This is a genomic window from Fuscovulum sp., assembly GCA_035192965.1.
GTDB lineage: Bacteria > Pseudomonadota > Alphaproteobacteria > Rhodobacterales > Rhodobacteraceae > Paragemmobacter.
This window is the reverse complement of sequence record CP136571.1, coordinates 2,678,181-2,696,444: the sequence shown is the minus strand read 5'-3', so window position 1 is coordinate 2,696,444 and position 18,264 is coordinate 2,678,181. Positions and strand designations below refer to the sequence as shown.

Below are 18,264 nucleotides of genomic sequence, written 5' to 3'. Positions count from 1 at the left end.
GCACGGCACAAAGGGAACCGGCGCGGTGAGGCATGGCCCGGACCGCGCGAATAAGGCATCTTTTTACCGGGGATTGCGGCAGCTTTTGGGCCAAAACGCGGACGCCCCGCGGCATTTCGGCCGCGGGGCGTTCTGTACTGCAAGTGTCGTGCCGGGATCAGGCAGAGGCGAGATTGCGCAGCACGTAGTGCAGCACGCCGCCATGTTCGACATATTCGATCTCGATCTCTGTATCGATACGGCACTTGATCTGAATCGTCTTGGTGGTGCCGTCGGCATAGGTGATGTGGCACGGCACGAGGGAGAGCGGCTTGAGATCGCCTTCCAGACCTTCGATGCTGACGTGTTCGTCGCCTGTCAGGCCCAGCGACTTGCGCGTCATGCCTTCGGTGAATTCGAACGGAATGACACCCATGCCAACGAGGTTGGAGCGGTGGATGCGTTCGAAGGATTCGGCGATCACGGCCTTGACGCCCAGCAGGGCGGTGCCCTTGGCGGCCCAGTCGCGGCTGGAGCCTGCGCCGTATTCGATGCCGCCGAAGATCACGAGGGGCGTGCCCTGGTCCTGATAGGCCATGGACGCATCGAAGATCGAGGTTTGTGCGCCATCCGGGCCCTTGGTGTAGCCGCCTTCGACGCCATCGAGCATTTCGTTCTTGATGCGGATATTGGCGAAGGTGCCGCGCATCATCACTTCATGGTTGCCGCGACGTGCACCGTAGGAGTTGAACTCGGACACCGGGACCTGACGTTCGACAAGGTATTTCCCAGCAGGCGTGGTCGCTTTGAACGAGCCTGCGGGGGAGATGTGGTCGGTCGTGATCATGTCGCCCAAAAGGGCCAGAACGCGGGCGCCGGTGATGTTCTTGATGGTGCCGGGCGTTTTGGCCATGCCTTTGAAGTAAGGCGGGTTCTGGATGTAGGTCGAGGTGGGCGGCCAGTCATAGGTTTCCGCCTCGGTCACCTTGACCGCTTGCCACTTTTCATCGCCCTTGAAGACATCGGCATACTTCTTCTGGAAGGCCGCGCGGGTGACGGTGGCATGAACCAGATCGGCGATTTCCTTGTTGGTGGGCCAGACATCGCGCAGATAGACCGGGCCGTTGGTGCCCATGCCCAAGGGTTCCTTGGTCAGGTCGATGTTCATGTCACCTGCCAGCGCATAGGCCACCACGAGCGGGGGCGAGGCGAGGTAGTTGGCGCGGACGTCGGGCGAGATGCGGCCTTCAAAGTTGCGGTTGCCCGACAGGACGGCCGTGGCGACGAGGTCCCCTTCGTTGATGGCCGCCGAGATTTCGGGTTGCAGCGGGCCGGAGTTGCCGATGCAAGTGGTGCAGCCATAGCCCACGAGGTTAAAGCCGATGGCGTCGAGGTCTTCTTGCAGGCCTGCCGCGTTCAGGTATTCGGACACGACCTGCGATCCGGGGGCGAGCGAGGTTTTTACCCAAGGTTTCCGGTTCAGGCCAAGGGCGCGCGCCTTGCGGGCGACGAGACCGGCGCCGATCATCACATAGGGGTTTGAGGTGTTGGTGCAGGAGGTGATCGAGGCGATCACAACCGAGCCGTCACGCAGTTTGTAATCGGTGCCCGCAACAGCGGCCGAGGAGAAGCCGTCGAAATTGCCGGGCAGATCGGCCGGGGCGGGGTTGCCGCCTTCGCCCACGAGTTCGGCCTTTTGCGCATCCGACACGGCGGGCAGTTTGCGGGTGGTGCGGATGTAATCGCCAAAGGCCTGTTTGGCGGTATCCAGCGGCAGGAAATCCTGCGGGCGCTTCGGGCCGGAAATGGCGGGAACGATGCTGCCCATATCGAGATGCAGGGTGGAGGTGTAGACCGGATCGTAATCCGGGCCGCGCCACATGCCGTTGGCTTTGGCATAAGCCTCGACCAGCGCGATGCGCGCCTCATCCCGGCCCGTCATGTGCAGGTAACGCAGGGTTTCATCATCGATCGGGAAGAAGCCGCAGGTGGCGCCGTATTCGGGGGCCATGTTCGCGATGGTGGCGCGGTCGGCCAGCGGCAGGCGATCCAGACCGTCGCCGTAGAATTCGACGAACTTGTTCACCACGCCATGCTTGCGCAGCATCTGCACGACCTTCAGCACCAGATCGGTGGCGGTGGTGCCTTCCATCATCTGACCGGTCAGCTTGAAGCCCACGACTTCGGGGATCAGCATGGAAACGGGCTGACCCAGCATCGCGGCCTCGGCCTCGATCCCGCCGACGCCCCAGCCGAGGACGGCGAGGCCGTTGACCATGGTGGTGTGGCTGTCGGTGCCGACGAGGGTGTCGGGGTAGGCGACTTCGTTGCCGTGCTGGTCCTTGTCCGTCCAGACGGTCTGCGCCAGGTACTCAAGGTTGACCTGATGGCAGATGCCGGTGCCGGGCGGCACGACGCGGAAGTTGTTGAAGGCGTTCTGGCCCCATTTCAGGAACACATAGCGTTCCATGTTGCGTTCATATTCGCGGTCGACGTTGGCCTGAAACGCGCGCGGGGTGCCGAATTCATCGATCATCACCGAATGGTCGATCACCAGATCGACCGGGGCGAGCGGGTTGATCTGCTGGGCATTGCCGCCGAGGCCAAGGATGCCGTCGCGCATCGCGGCAAGGTCCACCACGGCGGGAACGCCGGTGAAATCCTGCATCAGGACGCGGGCGGGGCGGTAGGCGATTTCGCGCGGGTTCTGGCCGCCCATCTTTGCCCAGTCACCGAAAGCGCGGATGTCATCGAGCGAGACGGTTTTGCCATCTTCGAACCGCAGCATGTTTTCCAGCACCACCTTGAGCGCGGCGGGCAGGCGGGCGAAATCGCCCAAGCCTGCGGCCTGCGCGGCCGGGATGGAGTAATAGGCGACGGTCTTGCCGCCTGCGGTGAGGGTCTGGCGGGTCTTTGCGCTATCATGTCCGACGGTGACGGTCATGCTTGCCTCCTGGCTGTGGCTGGCGTTCACGGACTGCCCGGGGGGCAGGGCGGGTTCAACATTCCGGATGCCCGAAAGAATCCTGTCGGGCAAGGGTGTCTTTGGCGTTGTATGCCATTGTATGCCGAAAATCCAGCCCCGCCACGCGCGCAATATACAGAGATTTTGCTGCATTCGCACGACAGGGGGTGCGTGTTACAGGTCACGCAGGGAAGTGAAAAATGGCGGTGGGCCAATCGCAAAACCTTGATTGGCGGCAGGGACGGGCTTTTTGTTACACGGGGATACGGCGGGGACAGGCCGGCAGAGCGGATCGAAAGATCGGGAAGGACCAGATGCGACATATCGTCAGCGCCACCTGCGGGGTGGCCCTGTGGCTTGGTTTGGGCCTTGCTGCGCCCGTGATGGCGCAATCTACCGAGGGCGTGGTGGTGGAGCTGTACACGAGCCAGGGCTGTGCGTCCTGCCCGCCTGCGGATGAATTTCTGGCTGAACTGGCCACGCATAAGGAAGTGATCCCGCTCGCGCTGCATGTGGATTACTGGGATTACATCGGCTGGGAAGACAGCTTTGCGCAGGCTGCGTTCACCGAGCGGCAGAAGATGTATGCCCGCGCGGTGAAGAGCCGGTTGATCTATACGCCGCAGATGATCATCGGGGGCGTGGACCGGGTCGAGGGGAATACGCCCGACGCGGTGGTGAACCTGATCGGCAAGCATCTGGCGGTAGAGCGCACGGTGCAGGTGACGATCGAGCGGCGGGGCGAGCGGGTGGTCATCCGCGCCGTGGCCGAGCCGCCCTTGAGCGGGGGCGCGGTGGTGCAGCTGGTGCGCTATATGCCGGCGGCCGAGGTGGCCATCGAGCGGGGCGAGAATGCGGGCCGGTTGGTGACCTATCGCAACATCGTGACGGAATGGACAAAGGTTGCCGATTGGCCGGGGCTGGCACCGCTGGAGATCGAGGCGGCGGCACCGGGCGATGCGCCGGTGGTGGTGATCGTGCAAGAGCCCGGCCCGGCGGCGGTACTGGCGGCGGCGCGGCTGGAATAGCGTCAGGCGCGTTTGGCGCGCGTTTCGCGGTGCCAGATATAGGTGCCGGAAGCCACGATGATGAAAGCGCCCAGAAAGGCGAGCGCGTCGGGCCATTCGTCGTAGAACAGGACGCCCCAGAGTGTGGCCAGCAGGATGCCGCCATAGCCGAAGGGGGCGATGGCCCCTGCCTCGGCCACGGAGAAGGCGCGGATCAGGCAGATCTGCGCGGCGGTGCCAAGGCAGCCCACGATGGCGAATAGCCACAGATCGGATGCTGCGATGGGTTGCCAGACGGCGGGCATCATCGCGCTGGTGACTAGGGTGCCCAGAAGCGCGCCGTAGAACATGGCTGTCCAGGGGCTTTCGGTCATGCCGACCTTGCGGGTGAGGAGCGCCGAGGCGGCGTAGCAGACAGCGCAGGCCAAGGGGAGCAGGGCGGCGGGGGTGAACACATCCGCACCGGGGCGGATGATGATGAGCGCGCCGATCATGGCGGCGACAACGCCCGCGATGCGGCGGGGGCCGAGTTTTTCGCCAAGGAACAGCGCGGCACCCAGTGTGATCAGGACGGGGTTGATATCGGCAAGCGCCGTCGCCTCGGCCAGACCGATATGGGTGAGAGAAGCGAAGAAGAAGCCGGTTGCGCCCAGTTGAGTGAGGGACCGCAGGGCGTGCAGGCGCGGGTGTTTGGTGCGCAGGGCCGGGGCAAGGCGGATGTTCAGGATCAGCACCACAAGGAACAACTGCCCCGCAAAGCGCGCCCAAACGACCTGCGGTGTCGGGTAGCGCTGCACCAGACCCTTGGCCAGCGCATCCATCACGGTGAACATCAAAAGTGAGAGCAGCATCAGGAGGATGCCCTGACGGGTGGAGGCTTCGGTCGGCTGCTGCATGGGGTGTTCCTTGGCTCGGCCGGACCCTAGGCGGGGTGACGGGCGGGGGCAAGGTGGTGGGGGCGGTAATCTGGCGGCGCGGCGTGCCGCCGCACGGCATCTGTCTCGCCTGCGCGCCTTCGCGCTTGGCTCGGGTTTGATGGGGCGTGCCGCCCCCTCTGTCGGCGCGTGCCGCGCCGCCATTCACCCCCTGCGGGTATTTACGACCAAGATGAAGGGGGAAAGGGCGGGCTTTTGGGATCGCCGGGCCGTTGGTTTGGGCGGCATTGTTGGACCCGGTGGCGCGTGGGTGCGTTCACTCCTCCTCCTGTTTGAGGGTGAGTTCGCCCGACGCCTCTAGCCCGCGGATGGCAGAGACGATGGCGGTGAAGGCGGCATCGGCATCCTTTGGCGTGACCTTGCCGCGCGCGGCCATGTCATCGCGCAACTGCTGCACCATGCGGGGGGAGAGGGCGGCGAAGACGGCATCGACCACCGGAGCGAGGGCCGGGTCGGCCTGGGCGGCGGTGAAGGCGGTCGTGATCGTGGGCGCATCGACGGCACGCAACAGACGGGGCAGATCGCGCGGGGCGATACGGTCGGGGATATGGGCGAAGGTAAAGATCGCGCGGCGGACCTGTTCGGCAAAGGCGGCGTCAGCCTCGTCCAGCCCGGCGAGCACATCATCGCGTGTGGCGGAGGGCGAGACGTTGAGGATGGCGCCGATCCGATCGACCGGGCCTGCGGCAAAGGCGCGGGGCGGGCGGGCATCAAGCTGTGCCACGAGCGCAAGGCCGATGCGGCGCAGGGTTTCGGGGGCGGTGGCGGCGGTGCGCGACATGGCCAGCGCCACGCGGCGGGCGCGATCCCCCGGCATCTTGGCCAGAATGTCGGCTGCGCGGGCCACGGGCAGTTTGGAGAGCGCAACGGCGGCTGTTTCCGCCGCCTCATCCGCGATGAGGGGAAGCAGGTCTTCGGGGGGAAGGGCGGCGATCCTGTCCCAGGGATCGCTGCGGGCGGTGCTGGCGGCCATGCGGCGCAGGCGGCTGGCGGCATTGGGTGAGATATGGCCATCCACAAGCGACAGGGCGCCATCGATCCCATCGGGGAAGACAAGGCCGGTGGCATCCAGCGCGGTGAGGAAATCGTCCACCACGGCAGCGAGGGTGGCCCTGTCCACCAGCCCCATACGGGCCATCAGTTCGGCGAGGCGGGTCTGGTGTTGTTCGGGCAGGTTCGACAGGGGAAGCGGTTCCCCTTCGGCAAGCATGAGGCGCACGATGATCGCGGCCTTTTCGCCGGGCGTGGTGCTGCGTGGCACAAGTCCCGCTGCGGCGGCGGGCACTGGGGTGATGCGCGCAAGCGCGACAGGGCCTTCGTCCTGCATCTTGATCCTTCCCGAAGGTTGCTTCGGGAAGGTTAGGCGGGCCGGGTTAACCGGCCCTTACCCGGGTTCGGATCACGAGGTGGTTTGCGGCACGCAAACACCGGTTGCCGCGTCATAGACGGTGCCTTCGACGCAGGTCGAAGCGGTGATGTTCATCTTGTCGGAATTGCAGCCACCGCCTGCGAGGGCGAAGGTCGGGGCAAGCGAGAGGGTCAGCGCAATGAATGTGGTCTTGATTTTCATGGGTCGTCCTTTTGTTGGCATGTGACTGTCAGCAGGGCGACCGGCGGTCGGAAAATCCGCATCCGGTACGTAGAAATGAGGCTAGCATGGAATCGTGCGTTTCAAGGGCGGAAAATTCCGCCCCTGCGCCATGCCCGCCTCACGCTTTCGTGAGATCAGCCGAAAACGCGGCGGAAGATCGTGTCGACATGTTTGGTGTGATAGCCCAAGTCGAATTTTTCGGCGATTTCTGCCGGTGACAGGGCGGCTGTCACCTCAGCGTCGGCCAGCAGTTCGGTCTGGAAATCGGCGCCCTGTTCCCAGACCTTCATCGCGTTGCGCTGAACGAGGCGGTAGCTGTCTTCGCGGCTGACACCGGCCTGGGTCAGGGCCAGAAGCACGCGCTGCGACATGACCAGACCTTTGAACTTGTTCATGTTCTTGAGCATGTTCTCGGGGTAGATCACCAGCTTTTCGACAACACCTGCCAGGCGATGCAGGGCGAAATCGAGCGTGATGGTGGTGTCGGGGCCGATGGCGCGTTCCACCGAGGAATGGCTGATGTCGCGTTCATGCCAGAGCGCCACGTTCTCGAGCGCGGGGATCACCGACATGCGCACGAGGCGGGCAAGGCCGGTGAGGTTTTCGGTGAGCACCGGGTTTCTTTTATGCGGCATGGCGCTGCTGCCTTTTTGGCCGGGGGAGAAGAATTCCTCGGCCTCCAGCACTTCGGTGCGCTGCATGTGGCGAATCTCGATCGCGATGTTTTCGATGCTGGAGGCGATGACGCCCAGCGTGGCAAAGAACATGGCGTGGCGGTCGCGCGGGATGACCTGGGTGGAGATGGGTTCGGGAGTGAGGCCCAGTTGGGCGCAGACATGCTCTTCGACGAAGGGGTCGATATTGGCGAAGGTGCCGACGGCGCCGGAGATGGCACCGGTGGCAATTTCGGCCCGGGCGTTGATCAGGCGGGCGCGGTTGCGCGCCATCTCGGCGTAAAAGCGCGCGAAGGTGAGGCCCATGGTCGTGGGTTCTGCATGGATGCCGTGGCTGCGGCCGATGCGGACGGTGTCCTTATGCTCGAACGCGCGGGTTTTCAGCGCGGCGAGGACGCGGTCAAGGCCCGCGAGGAGCAGATCGGCGGCGCGGGTGAGTTGGATGTTCAGCGTGGTGTCGAGCACATCTGACGAGGTCATCCCCTGATGGACGAAACGCGCGGTGTCATTGCCGATGATTTCGGCAAGGTGGGTGAGAAAGGCGATGACGTCATGTTTGGTAACGGCCTCGATCTCATCAATTCGGGCGACGTCGAAGGTGACATCCTTGGCTTTCCACACGGCTTCGGCATTGGCCTTGGGGATGACGCCCAGGATGGCCTGTGCATCGCAGGCATGGGCCTCGATCTCGAACCAGATGCGGAAGCGGGTTTGGGGTTCCCAAAGGGCGACCATGTCGGGGCGGGAATAGCGGGGGATCATGGCGGGCCTCGTGTCAGGGAAGGGACGCGGTGGGCTTACGCCGGGACGCGCTGCGAGGCAAGGCGCAGGGACGGGACGGGTGGCACGAATTTTCTGCGAAAATTCGGAAGGAAGGGGGCTGTCTGCCCCCTCTTGGCGCGTGCCGCGCCAATTCACCCCCGAGGATATTTCAACAGAGAAGAAAGAATGAGGGTCTTTCGGGTTCTTCTCTGTCCAAATATCCGCGGGGGTGAATTGGCCGCAGGCCAAGAGGGGGCGGACAGCCCCCTGATTTTTCGCATGAAAAATCGTATTCTATGCGAGGCCCATCAGTGCGGAGTCAAAGGGGTAGCGGGTCAGGTTTTCGCAGCCGGTTTCGGTGATGAGCACCTGATCTTCGAGCTTGATCGAGAAATCGCCGCCTTCGGGGCTGACCAGAGCCTCGACGCAGATCGTCATGCCGGGTTCCAGCACGGCGTCGAAGGCGCCTTCCATCCAGCCATCGGGATAGGTGACATAGGGCCATTCATCGCAAAGCCCGACGCCGTGCATCTTGCAGGAGTATTTCTGCTGCCAGTACTGGCCGTCCAGCTGATGCCCGCCGAAAGTGAGGTCGCGGATCGAGACGCCGGGTTTCAGGCGGGACTGGTGATCGCGGATATGGTCGAGCGCATGGGCATAGGCGGCGATCATCGCATTGGTCGGGCGCTGGTCGCCCACCCACCAGGTGCGGGAGATGTCGATGCAAAAGCCGTAGGCGCCGATCAGGTCGGTGTCGAAAGCCACGATTTCGTTGTTCTGCACGATGCGGGGACCGCATTCCTGAAACCAGGGATTGGTGCGGGGGCCGGAGGCGAGCAGGCGGGTTTCGATCCATTCCCCGCCGCGGCGGATGTTTTCCGCGTGCAGGACGGACCAGATGTCATCTTCGGATACGTTGCCTTTGGGGACGTTTTCGCGGGTAAACGCCTCCATCGCTGCAACCGCGGTTTCGCAGGCATGGGCCGCGCAACGCATGGCAAGCATGTCATCAGGGCCCTTGATGGCGCGGGTGCGTTCGGTGACCTCTTCGCCTTCCATCACCTGAAAGCCGATGGATTCCAGCGCGCGCAGGCCGTGGACCATGATCTTGTCCACTGCAAGGCGGCGGTTGGTGCCGACATGGGCGCGCATCAGATCATCGACTTGCTGAGCGAAGGCGCGGGCGGCTGCGGCGCCCCGATCACCGGTGGAGTTGTAGAAGAAGGTGGCGCCGGAGCGGAGTTCCTTGACCAGCGGGTTGAAGGTCACAAGGAAGGGCGAGTTCTTGTATTCCCACATGACCATATGGCCGTCGGCCATCAGAAGGCAGGCGCGGAAGGGGTTGTGGGTGTTCCACAGCTGCATGTTTGTTGTATCGGTGGCGTAGCGGATGTTGAGCGGATCGAACATCAGAAGGCCGCCGTAATCGCGGGCTTGCAGCGCCTTGACCAGACGATCCCAACGATATTCGCGCATTCGGGCGAGGTTGGGAGGCGTGAGGCCCGCCGCCTGCCATTCGGCGAAGGCAAGCTGGGTGGGGCCGATTTCGACGCGGTCATTGTCGTTCGGGGTGCCGTCGCCCAGCGTGGTGCCCCGGCTTGGATCGATCTTGCGGCGGTCGGCGTAGTGCTGGTTCATGGTGGCCCCCCTGCTGGCATGCGGATGGTCGGGCAGGCAGGGGCAAGGGGGTTGCCGCTCTGCGACGCGGGGGAGTCGGATTTGGATGGGGTTGCTGGTCGCAGGGCGGGAATGTAGGCAAGAGGGATGAGAGAGCCGGTTTTTCAGGACAGCTTGCCCCATCAGCCATGGGCGGACCCGCGGACATGGCGGCTGCCCGGGATGCTGCCCTGCGGGGCGGAGGATTGGATCCGCGCGGACGAGGCCTTTGCCGGGCAGATGGCCGAGCGGGATTGGCTGATCGCCACGCGGCAGCCTTTGGTGCATGCGCTTTTGCCCGAAGGACGGGCGGCAGCGGCAGAGCTTTATGCGGCGGTGCTGGAGTTGGTGTCACGGCGTGACGGTTACGCGGTGGCGCCGGATCGGGTGCGGCGGCCGGATGGTGTGGAGGTGCGGCTGGATCCGGCATTTCCCCTGATCACGCTGGGGCGGTTGGTGCAGGAAGATCTGTGCCTGATGGAAAAGCAGGGGGAGGAATCCGTTCTGACCGGGGCGATCCTGTGCTTTCCGGCAAGCTGGACGCTGGGCCAGAAGATCGGGCGTCCGATGACGGGCATCCATCGGCCTGTGCGGCATTATGATGAGGATCTGGCGCGGCGGGTGCAGCGGCTGTTTGATCTGGTGCGGGTGGGGCAACCGCTGGAGCGGTACAATGCGCTGGTCTATGACGACCCGGCGCTGCACAACCCGCGTCAAGAATTTGACACCCGGCCCTATGCGGTGGAGCGTCTTTACATGCGATCCGAGCGGCAATGCATCCTGCGCCTGCCCGAAACAGGGGCGGTGGTGTTTTCCATCCACACGCATCTGGTGCCCATGGCGCGGTTTTCCGAGGCAGAGCGGGCGGCGATGGTGGCGGCCGGTTTGTAGGCCGCCTTACAGCAGCGACAGCATCGGGTTCAGCCCCGCAAAGTGGCCAAGCGCGAGCAGCGTGCAAGTCAGGGCCATGACGCGACCGGAGGCGTTGATATCGCCACCGCGCAGGAGCGAGCAGGTGAGCATCGCGGCCCCCATGGGGAGATAGACCACCATCAGCGTGACATCGAGCGTGGAGGCGGCAAGGCGCATCCGGACGTTCTGGCCTTTGGTTTCCGGCTCTTCGGGATAAAGGGCGCTGCGGACCTGATCGAGGTCGCCGGACGGGCGGCGCGGCAGATCGGGTTGGCTGTTGGCCGGGGCGGCGGGGGCCATGGCGGCATTGGAGAGGCGCGTCATGGCGGCGCGGGCGCGTTCGGCCTTGGCGGCCTTGATGGCCATGGCCTTTTCGACAAAGGACACAGGCATTCCGCCATCGGTTTCCGGGAAGGCGCGGATTGCCTCGGCCGATGGGGAGCGGCGGGCGAGCGGGCGCGTGGCCGCCGGGGCGGAGAAATCAGGCAAGCGGTCGAAGAGGTTGTCGACCAGATCGGCGGTGACGGGACCGGCAACCTGATGCCAGAGCGTTTCGCGCGGCGCGAAGCGGGCGCGCAGGCGATCAGCGATCAGGTGGCACAGGTCTTCGTAGCGGCGGCGATCGGCGGGATCTTCGCGGTTGCCCGCGATCACATCAGCGCCGGGGCCGACCGAAATCATCAAGCTGCTGGGCAGGCCGAGGGCCGGTTCGCCCGTGTAAGAGAGGGTGAAGCGCACGCCGTGCAAATCGACAAAAACGAGGTCTTCGCAATCCCAAGTGATGCGCCGGTCGCCGGCGCCGGACCGGCCGAGCGCATCGTCAAGTTCGCGCACCAGGACGGGTAGGTTCAATGCTGGGTCGCGGTCAAAGACAAACTGGGCGATCGTACTGTCGTCGAATGCCATCTGAATGCCCTCCTGCCTTTTTTATCGTTGCCCAGAGGTTGAAGGATAATTGTGCCTAATTTCAGGTGGGTTTGCGGTCGATGGATGAATTTGGCGGTTTTTCTGCCCGATTGTTGCCTGATTTGGGGGTGTTTGCGCGGAAACCCGCCTAATCTGCGGTGGTTGTCGACGGATCGTGAACAGGTCAGAGGTGTGATGATCTTGCCTGCGGTTGTGTTCTGCCCGGGTTGGCCGGGCAGGGCTGTTACATCAGATTGGGCGGGATAGTCTGGGCAAGGGCGAAGATAAGGCCGGTGATGGCCATGGCGCGGGAGGACAGGCGCAGGCCGTTGCCCGTTGCCATATCGCGCAGAAAGCGGGCCTGATCGGCCAGCACGGCGCGCAGCGGGGCAATGATCCGTGTCAGCAAGAGTGCCAGCGTGACCACGGCCGCCATCACACGAACGGGAAGCGATTGCTGCGGGGGCGATGCGAGTGCTGCGGCCACTTCTTCCGGGTCGGGGGTGTAGAGCGCGTGGCGGACCTGATGCAGATGGTTCTGTAGCGGATCGTGGATTTCGGATTGTGCAAGGCGCGGCTTTGGCATGCGCCGGGTGACCGACAGGTGCCGCACGGCGCGGCGCGGGGCCTGCCCATCGCTGCCATCCGAGGCGGTGGTTTCGGTCAGGGTGATCGTTGGCATGTCCGGGGCGGTTTCGGTGCCATCTTCCGTGGCCATCACCGCTTCGTTGGCATCATCGCCCCAGAGGTTGCGCGCTTCGGGGGCAAGGCCGGCCTCATGCGCGGCAAGGCGGGCACGGGCGCGGGCGCGGCTGCGCTGAAGCCGGGGGTCGATGCCGGGGCCGACAAGGCTGTCATCATCGAAGACATTGGCAAAAAGGTTGGGGGAGGGCAGGATGGCGCGGCTGTGTTCGACCGCGTCGCGCGCAAAGGTAAAGCGCATCGGGCGGCGCGGGGTTACGGCGCGGATGTCGGGGCTGTCGGCAAAGGGGGCTGCCTCTGCCAGCGTTATATCGGACCCATCTTCCGGGGCGAAGAAATCGGCATCGTCTTCATCGAATGACAAGAAATCTGCGTGAATGTCTTCACAGGTTTCGATGCCGGTTGTCGGATCATCTGTCGTGTTGATTGCAGAAAAATCGGTGTCGGTTTTCCGGCTTGGCACGACATTTGCACTTGTAACGGCAAGGTCGGCCAAGGCCGCCACGCCATGGGTGCCAGGATCGGGCATCAGGGCCATGCACAGATCGGCGCCGGTTTCGGCGCCGAACCGGAGGTCTGACAAGGGTGCGCGGCTGGTCCGGCGCGCCCCGCGAGAGGATTGGAATTCGGGTACAAGGAAGAAGGAAGCGTCACTATCCAGCATGGCGGCAACTCCTTAGGTTTTGTTAACCGAACCATCGAATCGTGACCAGAATTTGCGCTTTCTGTGGCGGGGTTTGGGGTATTCCCTGCAAATCCTGGTAATCGCGGCTGCGCGTCATGCCGGGTTTGCCCGATGGTGGCCCGAAACCTGTGGCAGGAATGCGAAAAGGGCCGCCCTGGGGCGGCCCTTTTGCCTTTATTCACTGATCCTTGGATCAGCAGGAATAGTACATCAGGTATTCCACCGGATGCGGGGTGTGTTCGAAGGCGTAGACCTCTTCCCATTTCAGGGCGATGTAGCCTTCGAGCTGGTCTTTGGTGAACACGTCGCCTGCGAGCAGGAAGTCGTGATCCTTTTCAAGCTCTTCCAGCGCCTCGCGCAGCGAACCGCAGACGGTGGGGATCGCGGCCAGTTCTTCCGGAGGCAGATCGTAGAGATCCTTGTCCGAAGCCGGGCCCGGGTCGATCTTGTTCTTGATGCCGTCAAGACCGGCCATCAGCAGCGCTGCGAAGGCCAGATAGGGGTTCGCCGACGGATCGGGGAAGCGGGCTTCGACGCGCTTGGCTTTGGGCGATTCGGTCCACGGAATACGGACGCAGCCCGACCGGTTGCGGGCGGAGTACGCGCGCAGAACCGGGGCCTCGAAGCCGGGGATCAGGCGCTTGTAGCTGTTGGTGGACGGGTTGGTGATCGCGTTCAGCGCCTTGGCGTGCTTCAGGATGCCGCCGATGAAATACAGCGCTTCCTGCGACAGGTCGGCATACTTGTCGCCTGCGAAGAGCGGCTTGCCGTCCTTCCAGATCGACATGTTGACGTGCATCCCCGAGCCGTTGTCGCCCTTCATGGGTTTGGGCATGAAGGTCACGGTCTTGCCATAGGCGGCCGCGACGTTGTGGATCACGTATTTGTATTTCTGGATGTTGTCGGCCTGTTGGACCAGCCCGCCGAAGATCATGCCCAGTTCGTGCTGGCAGGTCGCCACTTCGTGGTGGTGCTTGTCGACCTTGATGCCCATGCGCTTCATGGTGGAGAGCATCTCGCCGCGCAGGTCTTGCGCTTCGTCGATCGGGTTCACCGGGAAGTAGCCGCCCTTGTAATTGGCGCGGTGGGCGAGGTTGCCACCTTCCATCACGGTGTCGGTGTTCCAGGCGGCGGCTTCGGCGTCGATCTGGTACGACACCTTGTTCGGTGCGACCGAGTAGCGGACGTCGTCGAAGATGAAAAATTCGGCTTCTGGGCCGAAATAGGCCACGTCGCCAACGCCCGAGGATTTCAGGTATGCCTCGGCCTTGAAGGCGGTGCCGCGCGGGTCGCGGCTATAGGCCTCGCCCGTGTCGGGTTCGACGACGTTGCAATGCACGCACATCGTCTTTTCGGCATAGAACGGGTCGATATAGACCGAAGAAGCATCGGGGATGAGCTTCATGTCGGACTGGTCGATCGACTTCCAGCCAGCGATGGAGGAGCCATCGAACATGAAGCCTTCTTCGAAGAAGTCTTCATCCACGAGGTCCGCCACCAGGGTGACGTGCTGAAGCTTGCCCTTTGGGTCGGTGAAGCGGATGTCGACATATTCGACTTCCTCGTCCTTCATCAGCTTCAGAGCATTCTTAACTGCGCTCATCATGATGCCTTTCGGTTGGGTGTTGCAGAGGCCGCCGCGCAAGAATGCGCGGGCGGGTATTCGGAAAGGTCAGACCGCGTCGTCGCCGGTTTCGCCGGTGCGGATGCGGATGGCCTGTTCGATGGGGGTGACGAAGATCTTGCCGTCGCCGATCTTGTCGGTGCGGGCGGCAGAGACGATCGCCGCGATGGCGCTGTCGACCATGTCATCGGTGAGGACGACCTCGATCTTCACCTTGGGCAGGAAGTCGACGACATATTCGGCGCCACGATAGAGTTCGGTATGGCCCTTCTGGCGCCCAAAGCCTTTGACTTCGGTGACCGAGAGGCCCTGAATGCCGGCTTCCTGAAGGGCTTCCTTCACCTCGTCCAGCTTGAACGGTTTGATGATCGCCTCGATCTTCTTCATGGGCCGACTCTCCCCCCAGGTGGCTTGTCTTTGGAGGTCTGATCATTTCTGATTGGGGGCCACAATCGGTGAGCGGACGGGCGGGGCGGTCTGCGGCGGGTTTCCGCGAGCGTTGATTAAAAATTGTGCAAAACGCCTGCGTGATGGGCGGTTTGCGAAAGGATTGGGCGAGAACATGACCGAATTGCTAACCGCTGCCCAAATGCGCGCCATCGAAGCCGCCGCGATTGCAAGCGGCGCGGTGACCGGGCTGGAGCTGATGGAGCGCGCCGGGCGGGGCGTGGTGGAGGCGGTCTTTGAGGAATGGCCGGAGTTGCGGGCGACCTCGCACCGGGCGGTGGTGTTGTGTGGACCCGGCAACAATGGTGGCGACGGGTTCGTTGTGGCGCGGCTGTTGAAGGAGTGGGGGTGGGAGGTGGATGTGTTCCTCTACGGCGACCCCGAGAAGATGCCACCGGACGCGCGGGTGAATTATGAGCGGTGGGTGGGGATGGGGGAGGTGGGGGAGCTTACCTTGCGGAGCGTCGCCTCCGCCCTGTTCGAGGCGGTCAGAGCGGAGCAGGGTAACCAACAAAAGCCAGTCTTTGTTGATGCGCTTTTCGGGACTGGGCTTACACGACCATTGGAGCAAAACGTCTGGCGGGTCGCAGGTCTGCTCGCGAACGCTGCTGAGTTTTGTCATGCACATGTCGTTGCAGTGGATATCGTCAGCGGCCTGTGCGCTGATAGCGGTCTAAAGCTAAAGTCCCATTTAGGGGACTCGGAAGACGGTCTCGGCGCAGGTCTGACAGTCACTTTTCATCGCGCGAAACAAGGGCACTTTCTGGCAACGGGTCCAGAATATTGCGGCAAGTTGGCGGTGGCTGATATCGGGCTGGTGAGTCAACTGGGGGTGCACGCGCTCGAGGCCCCTGATGCGGGTAGGCTAAGAAAATTTGGCGCAGCGCATAAGTTCGGGCATGGAGCTTTGCTTGTTCTCACAGGTCCTTCCGGTCGCGGCGGGGCAGCGCGGCTTTCGGCGCGGGGGGCGCTCAGGATCGGGGCGGGGGTGGTGACGGTGGGGTGTCCTTCGGAGGCCTTGGCCGAGAATGCGGCTCGGCTGGACGCGATGATGCTGCGGGTGGTGGAGGATGGGGCGGCCTTGGAAGCCGTGCTGGAGGATGGGCGGATCGGGGTGGTTTGCCTTGGGCCGGGGCTGGGCACGGGGACGCGGGAGGCCGAGTTGGTGGCGGCGGCTTTGGGCGTGGTGCGCGAGGAGCGGCCCTTGTCTCTGGTGCTGGATGCCGATGCGCTGACGATCCTGTCGCGGGAGGCGGGGTTGTTCGGGGCGCTGCATGACGCCTGTGTGCTGACGCCGCATGGCGGAGAGTTCGCGCGGCTGTTTCCGGATATCGCGGAGAAATTTGCGGCACCTGCGGTGACGGGGCCTGCCTATTCCAAGGTGGATGCGACGCGCGAGGCGGCAGCTCGGGCGGGATGCGTGGTGCTGTTCAAGGGGGCGGATACGGTGATTGCGGCCCCTAATGGGCGCTGTGCGATCAATTCGGCCCATTATGAGCGGGCGGCGCCGTGGCTCGCGACGGCGGGATCGGGGGATGTGCTGGCGGGGTTTATCGCGGGGCTGATGGCGCGGGGGTTTTCGGCTTTTGACGCGGCCTGCACGGGGGCGTGGCTGCATGTGGAATGTGCCCGGGAGTTCGGGCCGGGGCTGATTGCCGAGGATCTGCCGGAGATGCTGCCTGCAGTGTTCCGGCGGTTGCGGGTGTGAGGGGGCGATTTTTGACGCAAAAATCGCTGCGGAATTTGACGCAAATTCCGGTTTGCGGGCAGGATGCCCGCAGCGTTTCCTGTGTCAGGAAACGGCGCGAAATCTGCGTCAGATTTCGCCCTGATTTTCCTCTCGCATCCCCCGTGGGGCTTTGCTAGAAGGGCGCGGATTTTCAAGGCGCGCGCGGGCCTGCCCCTTGGCGGGGCAGACGTGTGCGTTTTGGTCAATTTGCGGGTGTGGCGAAACTGGTAGACGCACCAGATTTAGGTTCTGGCGCCGCAAGGCGTGGGGGTTCAAGTCCCTCCACCCGCACCAGGGATGTGATGAGAAGGACGAAACAATGCAGGTCACCGAGACCCTGAACGACGGTCTGAAGCGCGGCTACACCATCACGGTGACCGCTGCCGAACTGGAAGCAAAGGTTCAGGAAAAGCTGGTCGAGGCGCAGCCCGAGATCGAGATGAAGGGTTTCCGCAAGGGCAAGGTGCCGCTGGCGATCCTGCGCAAGCAGTTCGGTCAGCGCCTGCTGGGCGATGCGATGCAGGACGCCATCGACGGCGCGATGAAGGATCACTTTGACAAGACCGGTGACCGCCCCGCGCTGCAGCCCGAGGTGAAGATGGTCGAGGGCGAGACCTGGGCCGAGGGTCAGGATGTCGTCGTCGAGATGTCCTATGAGACGCTGCCGCCGATCCCGGATGTGGATGCAAGCAAGATCACGCTGGAAAAGCTGGTCGTGAAGGCAGCAGATGCGGATGTGGATGAGGCGCTGAAGAACCTTGCCGCGACCGCGCAGAATTTCGAAGACCGCAAGAAGGGTGCCAAGGCCAAGGATGGCGATCAGGTCGTGATCGACTTCAAGGGCTCGGTCGATGGTGAGCTGTTCGATGGCGGCTCGGCCGATGACTATGCGCTGGTGCTGGGATCGAAGTCTTTCATCCCCGGCTTTGAAGAGCAGCTGGTCGGCGCCAAGGTGGGCGACGAAGTGGCGGTCAATGTGAGCTTCCCCGAGGAATACGGTGCCAAGCACCTTGCCGGGAAAGCCGCCGTGTTCGCCTGCACCATCAAGGCGGTGAAGGAAGCCAAGCCCGCCGAAGTGGATGATGAACTGGCCAAGAAGTACGGGGCCGAGGATTTGGCCGCGCTGAAGGGCCAGATCGCCGAGCGTCTGGAATCCGAATACAAGGGTGCCTCGCGCGCCGTGTTGAAGCGGGCGCTGCTGGATCAGCTGGATTCGATGGTTAAGTTCGATCTGCCGGCGCGTCTGGTGGAAGCCGAGGCTTCGCAGATCGCGCATCAGCTGTGGCATGAAGAGCATCCTGAAGAGCATGGCCATAACCACGGCTCCATCGACCCGACGGATGAGCACAAGGCGCTGGCCGAGCGCCGGGTGCGTCTGGGGCTGGTGCTGGCCGAAGTGGGCCGCAAGGCCGAAGTGACCGTGACGGACGCCGAGATGACGCAGGCTGTGCTGGCACAGGCACGGAACTATCCGGGCCAGGAGCGCGCCTATTTCGAGTTCGTGCAGAAGAACCAGCAAGTGCAGCAGCAGCTGCGCGCGCCGATCTTTGAAGACAAGGTTGTGGATCACATCATGGCCGGGGCCAAGGTGACCGAGAAGGACGTCAGCAAGGACGAGCTTCAGAAGGCCATCGAAGCGCTGGACGAGATGTAATCGCTTCGCCCGTTCGCGGGTGGAAATAGCGGGGCC

Annotated in this window: 14 protein-coding genes and 1 tRNA gene; 5 read left to right on the top strand and 10 right to left on the bottom strand. The window is 63.5% G+C overall.

Annotated features, from left to right (window positions below):
- Window positions 1–157 precede the first annotated feature (157 nt).
- On the bottom strand, window positions 158–2,923 hold the full coding sequence (acnA, locus tag RSE12_13240; GenBank protein WRH61342.1) for an aconitate hydratase AcnA: 2,766 nt from the start codon (window positions 2,921–2,923) through the stop codon (window positions 158–160).
- 404 nt (window positions 2,924–3,327) lie between these two features.
- Here acnA and RSE12_13235 point away from each other — a divergent pair, with 404 nt between their 5' ends.
- Window positions 3,328–3,972 (top strand): DUF1223 domain-containing protein, encoded by a 645-nt coding sequence (locus tag RSE12_13235; protein ID WRH64822.1) that lies wholly within the window; start codon window positions 3,328–3,330, stop codon window positions 3,970–3,972.
- A gap of 2 nt (window positions 3,973–3,974) precedes the next feature.
- Here RSE12_13235 and RSE12_13230 read toward each other — a convergent pair whose 3' ends face one another.
- From RSE12_13230 to dddP, 5 genes are all read right to left on the bottom strand, one after another.
- Complete coding sequence (locus RSE12_13230; protein ID WRH61341.1) at window positions 3,975–4,847, bottom strand: DMT family transporter; 873 nt, start codon at window positions 4,845–4,847, stop codon at window positions 3,975–3,977.
- Between the two features lie 295 nt (window positions 4,848–5,142).
- On the bottom strand, window positions 5,143–6,213 hold the full coding sequence (locus RSE12_13225) for a FliG C-terminal domain-containing protein (GenBank protein ID WRH61340.1): 1,071 nt from the start codon (window positions 6,211–6,213) through the stop codon (window positions 5,143–5,145).
- Window positions 6,214–6,285: 72 nt separating this feature from the next.
- Window positions 6,286–6,456 (bottom strand): adenylosuccinate lyase, encoded by a 171-nt coding sequence (locus tag RSE12_13220; GenBank protein ID WRH61339.1) that lies wholly within the window; start codon window positions 6,454–6,456, stop codon window positions 6,286–6,288.
- Window positions 6,457–6,611: 155 nt separating this feature from the next.
- The gene (gene purB / locus RSE12_13215; protein WRH61338.1) at window positions 6,612–7,913 is read right to left on the bottom strand and encodes an adenylosuccinate lyase; all 1,302 of its coding nucleotides are present in this window, start codon (window positions 7,911–7,913) and stop codon (window positions 6,612–6,614) included.
- 294 nt (window positions 7,914–8,207) lie between these two features.
- Window positions 8,208–9,551: a dimethylsulfonioproprionate lyase DddP gene (dddP, locus tag RSE12_13210; GenBank protein ID WRH61337.1), complete on the bottom strand. Its 1,344-nt coding sequence runs from the start codon at window positions 9,549–9,551 to the stop codon at window positions 8,208–8,210.
- Window positions 9,552–9,677: 126 nt separating this feature from the next.
- On the opposite strand from dddP, the gene RSE12_13205 reads away from it, so the two are divergent.
- The gene (locus RSE12_13205; protein ID WRH61336.1) at window positions 9,678–10,460 is read left to right on the top strand and encodes a DUF3445 domain-containing protein; all 783 of its coding nucleotides are present in this window, start codon (window positions 9,678–9,680) and stop codon (window positions 10,458–10,460) included.
- A 6-nt stretch (window positions 10,461–10,466) separates the two neighbouring features.
- On the opposite strand, the gene RSE12_13200 is transcribed toward RSE12_13205, so the two are convergent.
- The 4 genes from RSE12_13200 to RSE12_13185 form a co-directional block, all read right to left on the bottom strand.
- Window positions 10,467–11,387 carry a hypothetical protein gene (locus RSE12_13200; protein ID WRH61335.1) on the bottom strand — a complete coding sequence of 307 codons (921 nt, stop codon included), beginning with the start codon at window positions 11,385–11,387 and terminating at the stop codon, window positions 10,467–10,469.
- Window positions 11,388–11,631: 244 nt separating this feature from the next.
- Window positions 11,632–12,753 carry a hypothetical protein gene (locus RSE12_13195; protein ID WRH61334.1) on the bottom strand — a complete coding sequence of 374 codons (1,122 nt, stop codon included), beginning with the start codon at window positions 12,751–12,753 and terminating at the stop codon, window positions 11,632–11,634.
- 214 nt (window positions 12,754–12,967) lie between these two features.
- On the bottom strand, window positions 12,968–14,377 hold the full coding sequence (glnA, locus tag RSE12_13190; protein WRH61333.1) for a type I glutamate--ammonia ligase: 1,410 nt from the start codon (window positions 14,375–14,377) through the stop codon (window positions 12,968–12,970).
- A 69-nt stretch (window positions 14,378–14,446) separates the two neighbouring features.
- Window positions 14,447–14,785, bottom strand: a complete 339-nt coding sequence (locus RSE12_13185; GenBank protein ID WRH61332.1) for a P-II family nitrogen regulator — start codon at window positions 14,783–14,785, stop codon at window positions 14,447–14,449.
- Between the two features lie 175 nt (window positions 14,786–14,960).
- Between RSE12_13185 and RSE12_13180 the strand changes: the two genes are divergently transcribed.
- The 3 genes from RSE12_13180 to tig all read left to right on the top strand — a co-directional run bounded on the left by RSE12_13180 (window position 14,961) and on the right by tig (window position 18,228).
- A complete protein-coding gene (locus RSE12_13180; GenBank protein WRH61331.1) occupies window positions 14,961–16,553 on the top strand; it encodes an NAD(P)H-hydrate dehydratase in 1,593 nt (530 codons plus the stop codon).
- 230 nt (window positions 16,554–16,783) lie between these two features.
- Window positions 16,784–16,868, top strand: a tRNA-Leu gene (locus tag RSE12_13175).
- Between the two features lie 25 nt (window positions 16,869–16,893).
- On the top strand, window positions 16,894–18,228 hold the full coding sequence (gene tig / locus RSE12_13170) for a trigger factor (GenBank protein ID WRH61330.1): 1,335 nt from the start codon (window positions 16,894–16,896) through the stop codon (window positions 18,226–18,228).
- Window positions 18,229–18,264: the final 36 nt, after the last annotated feature.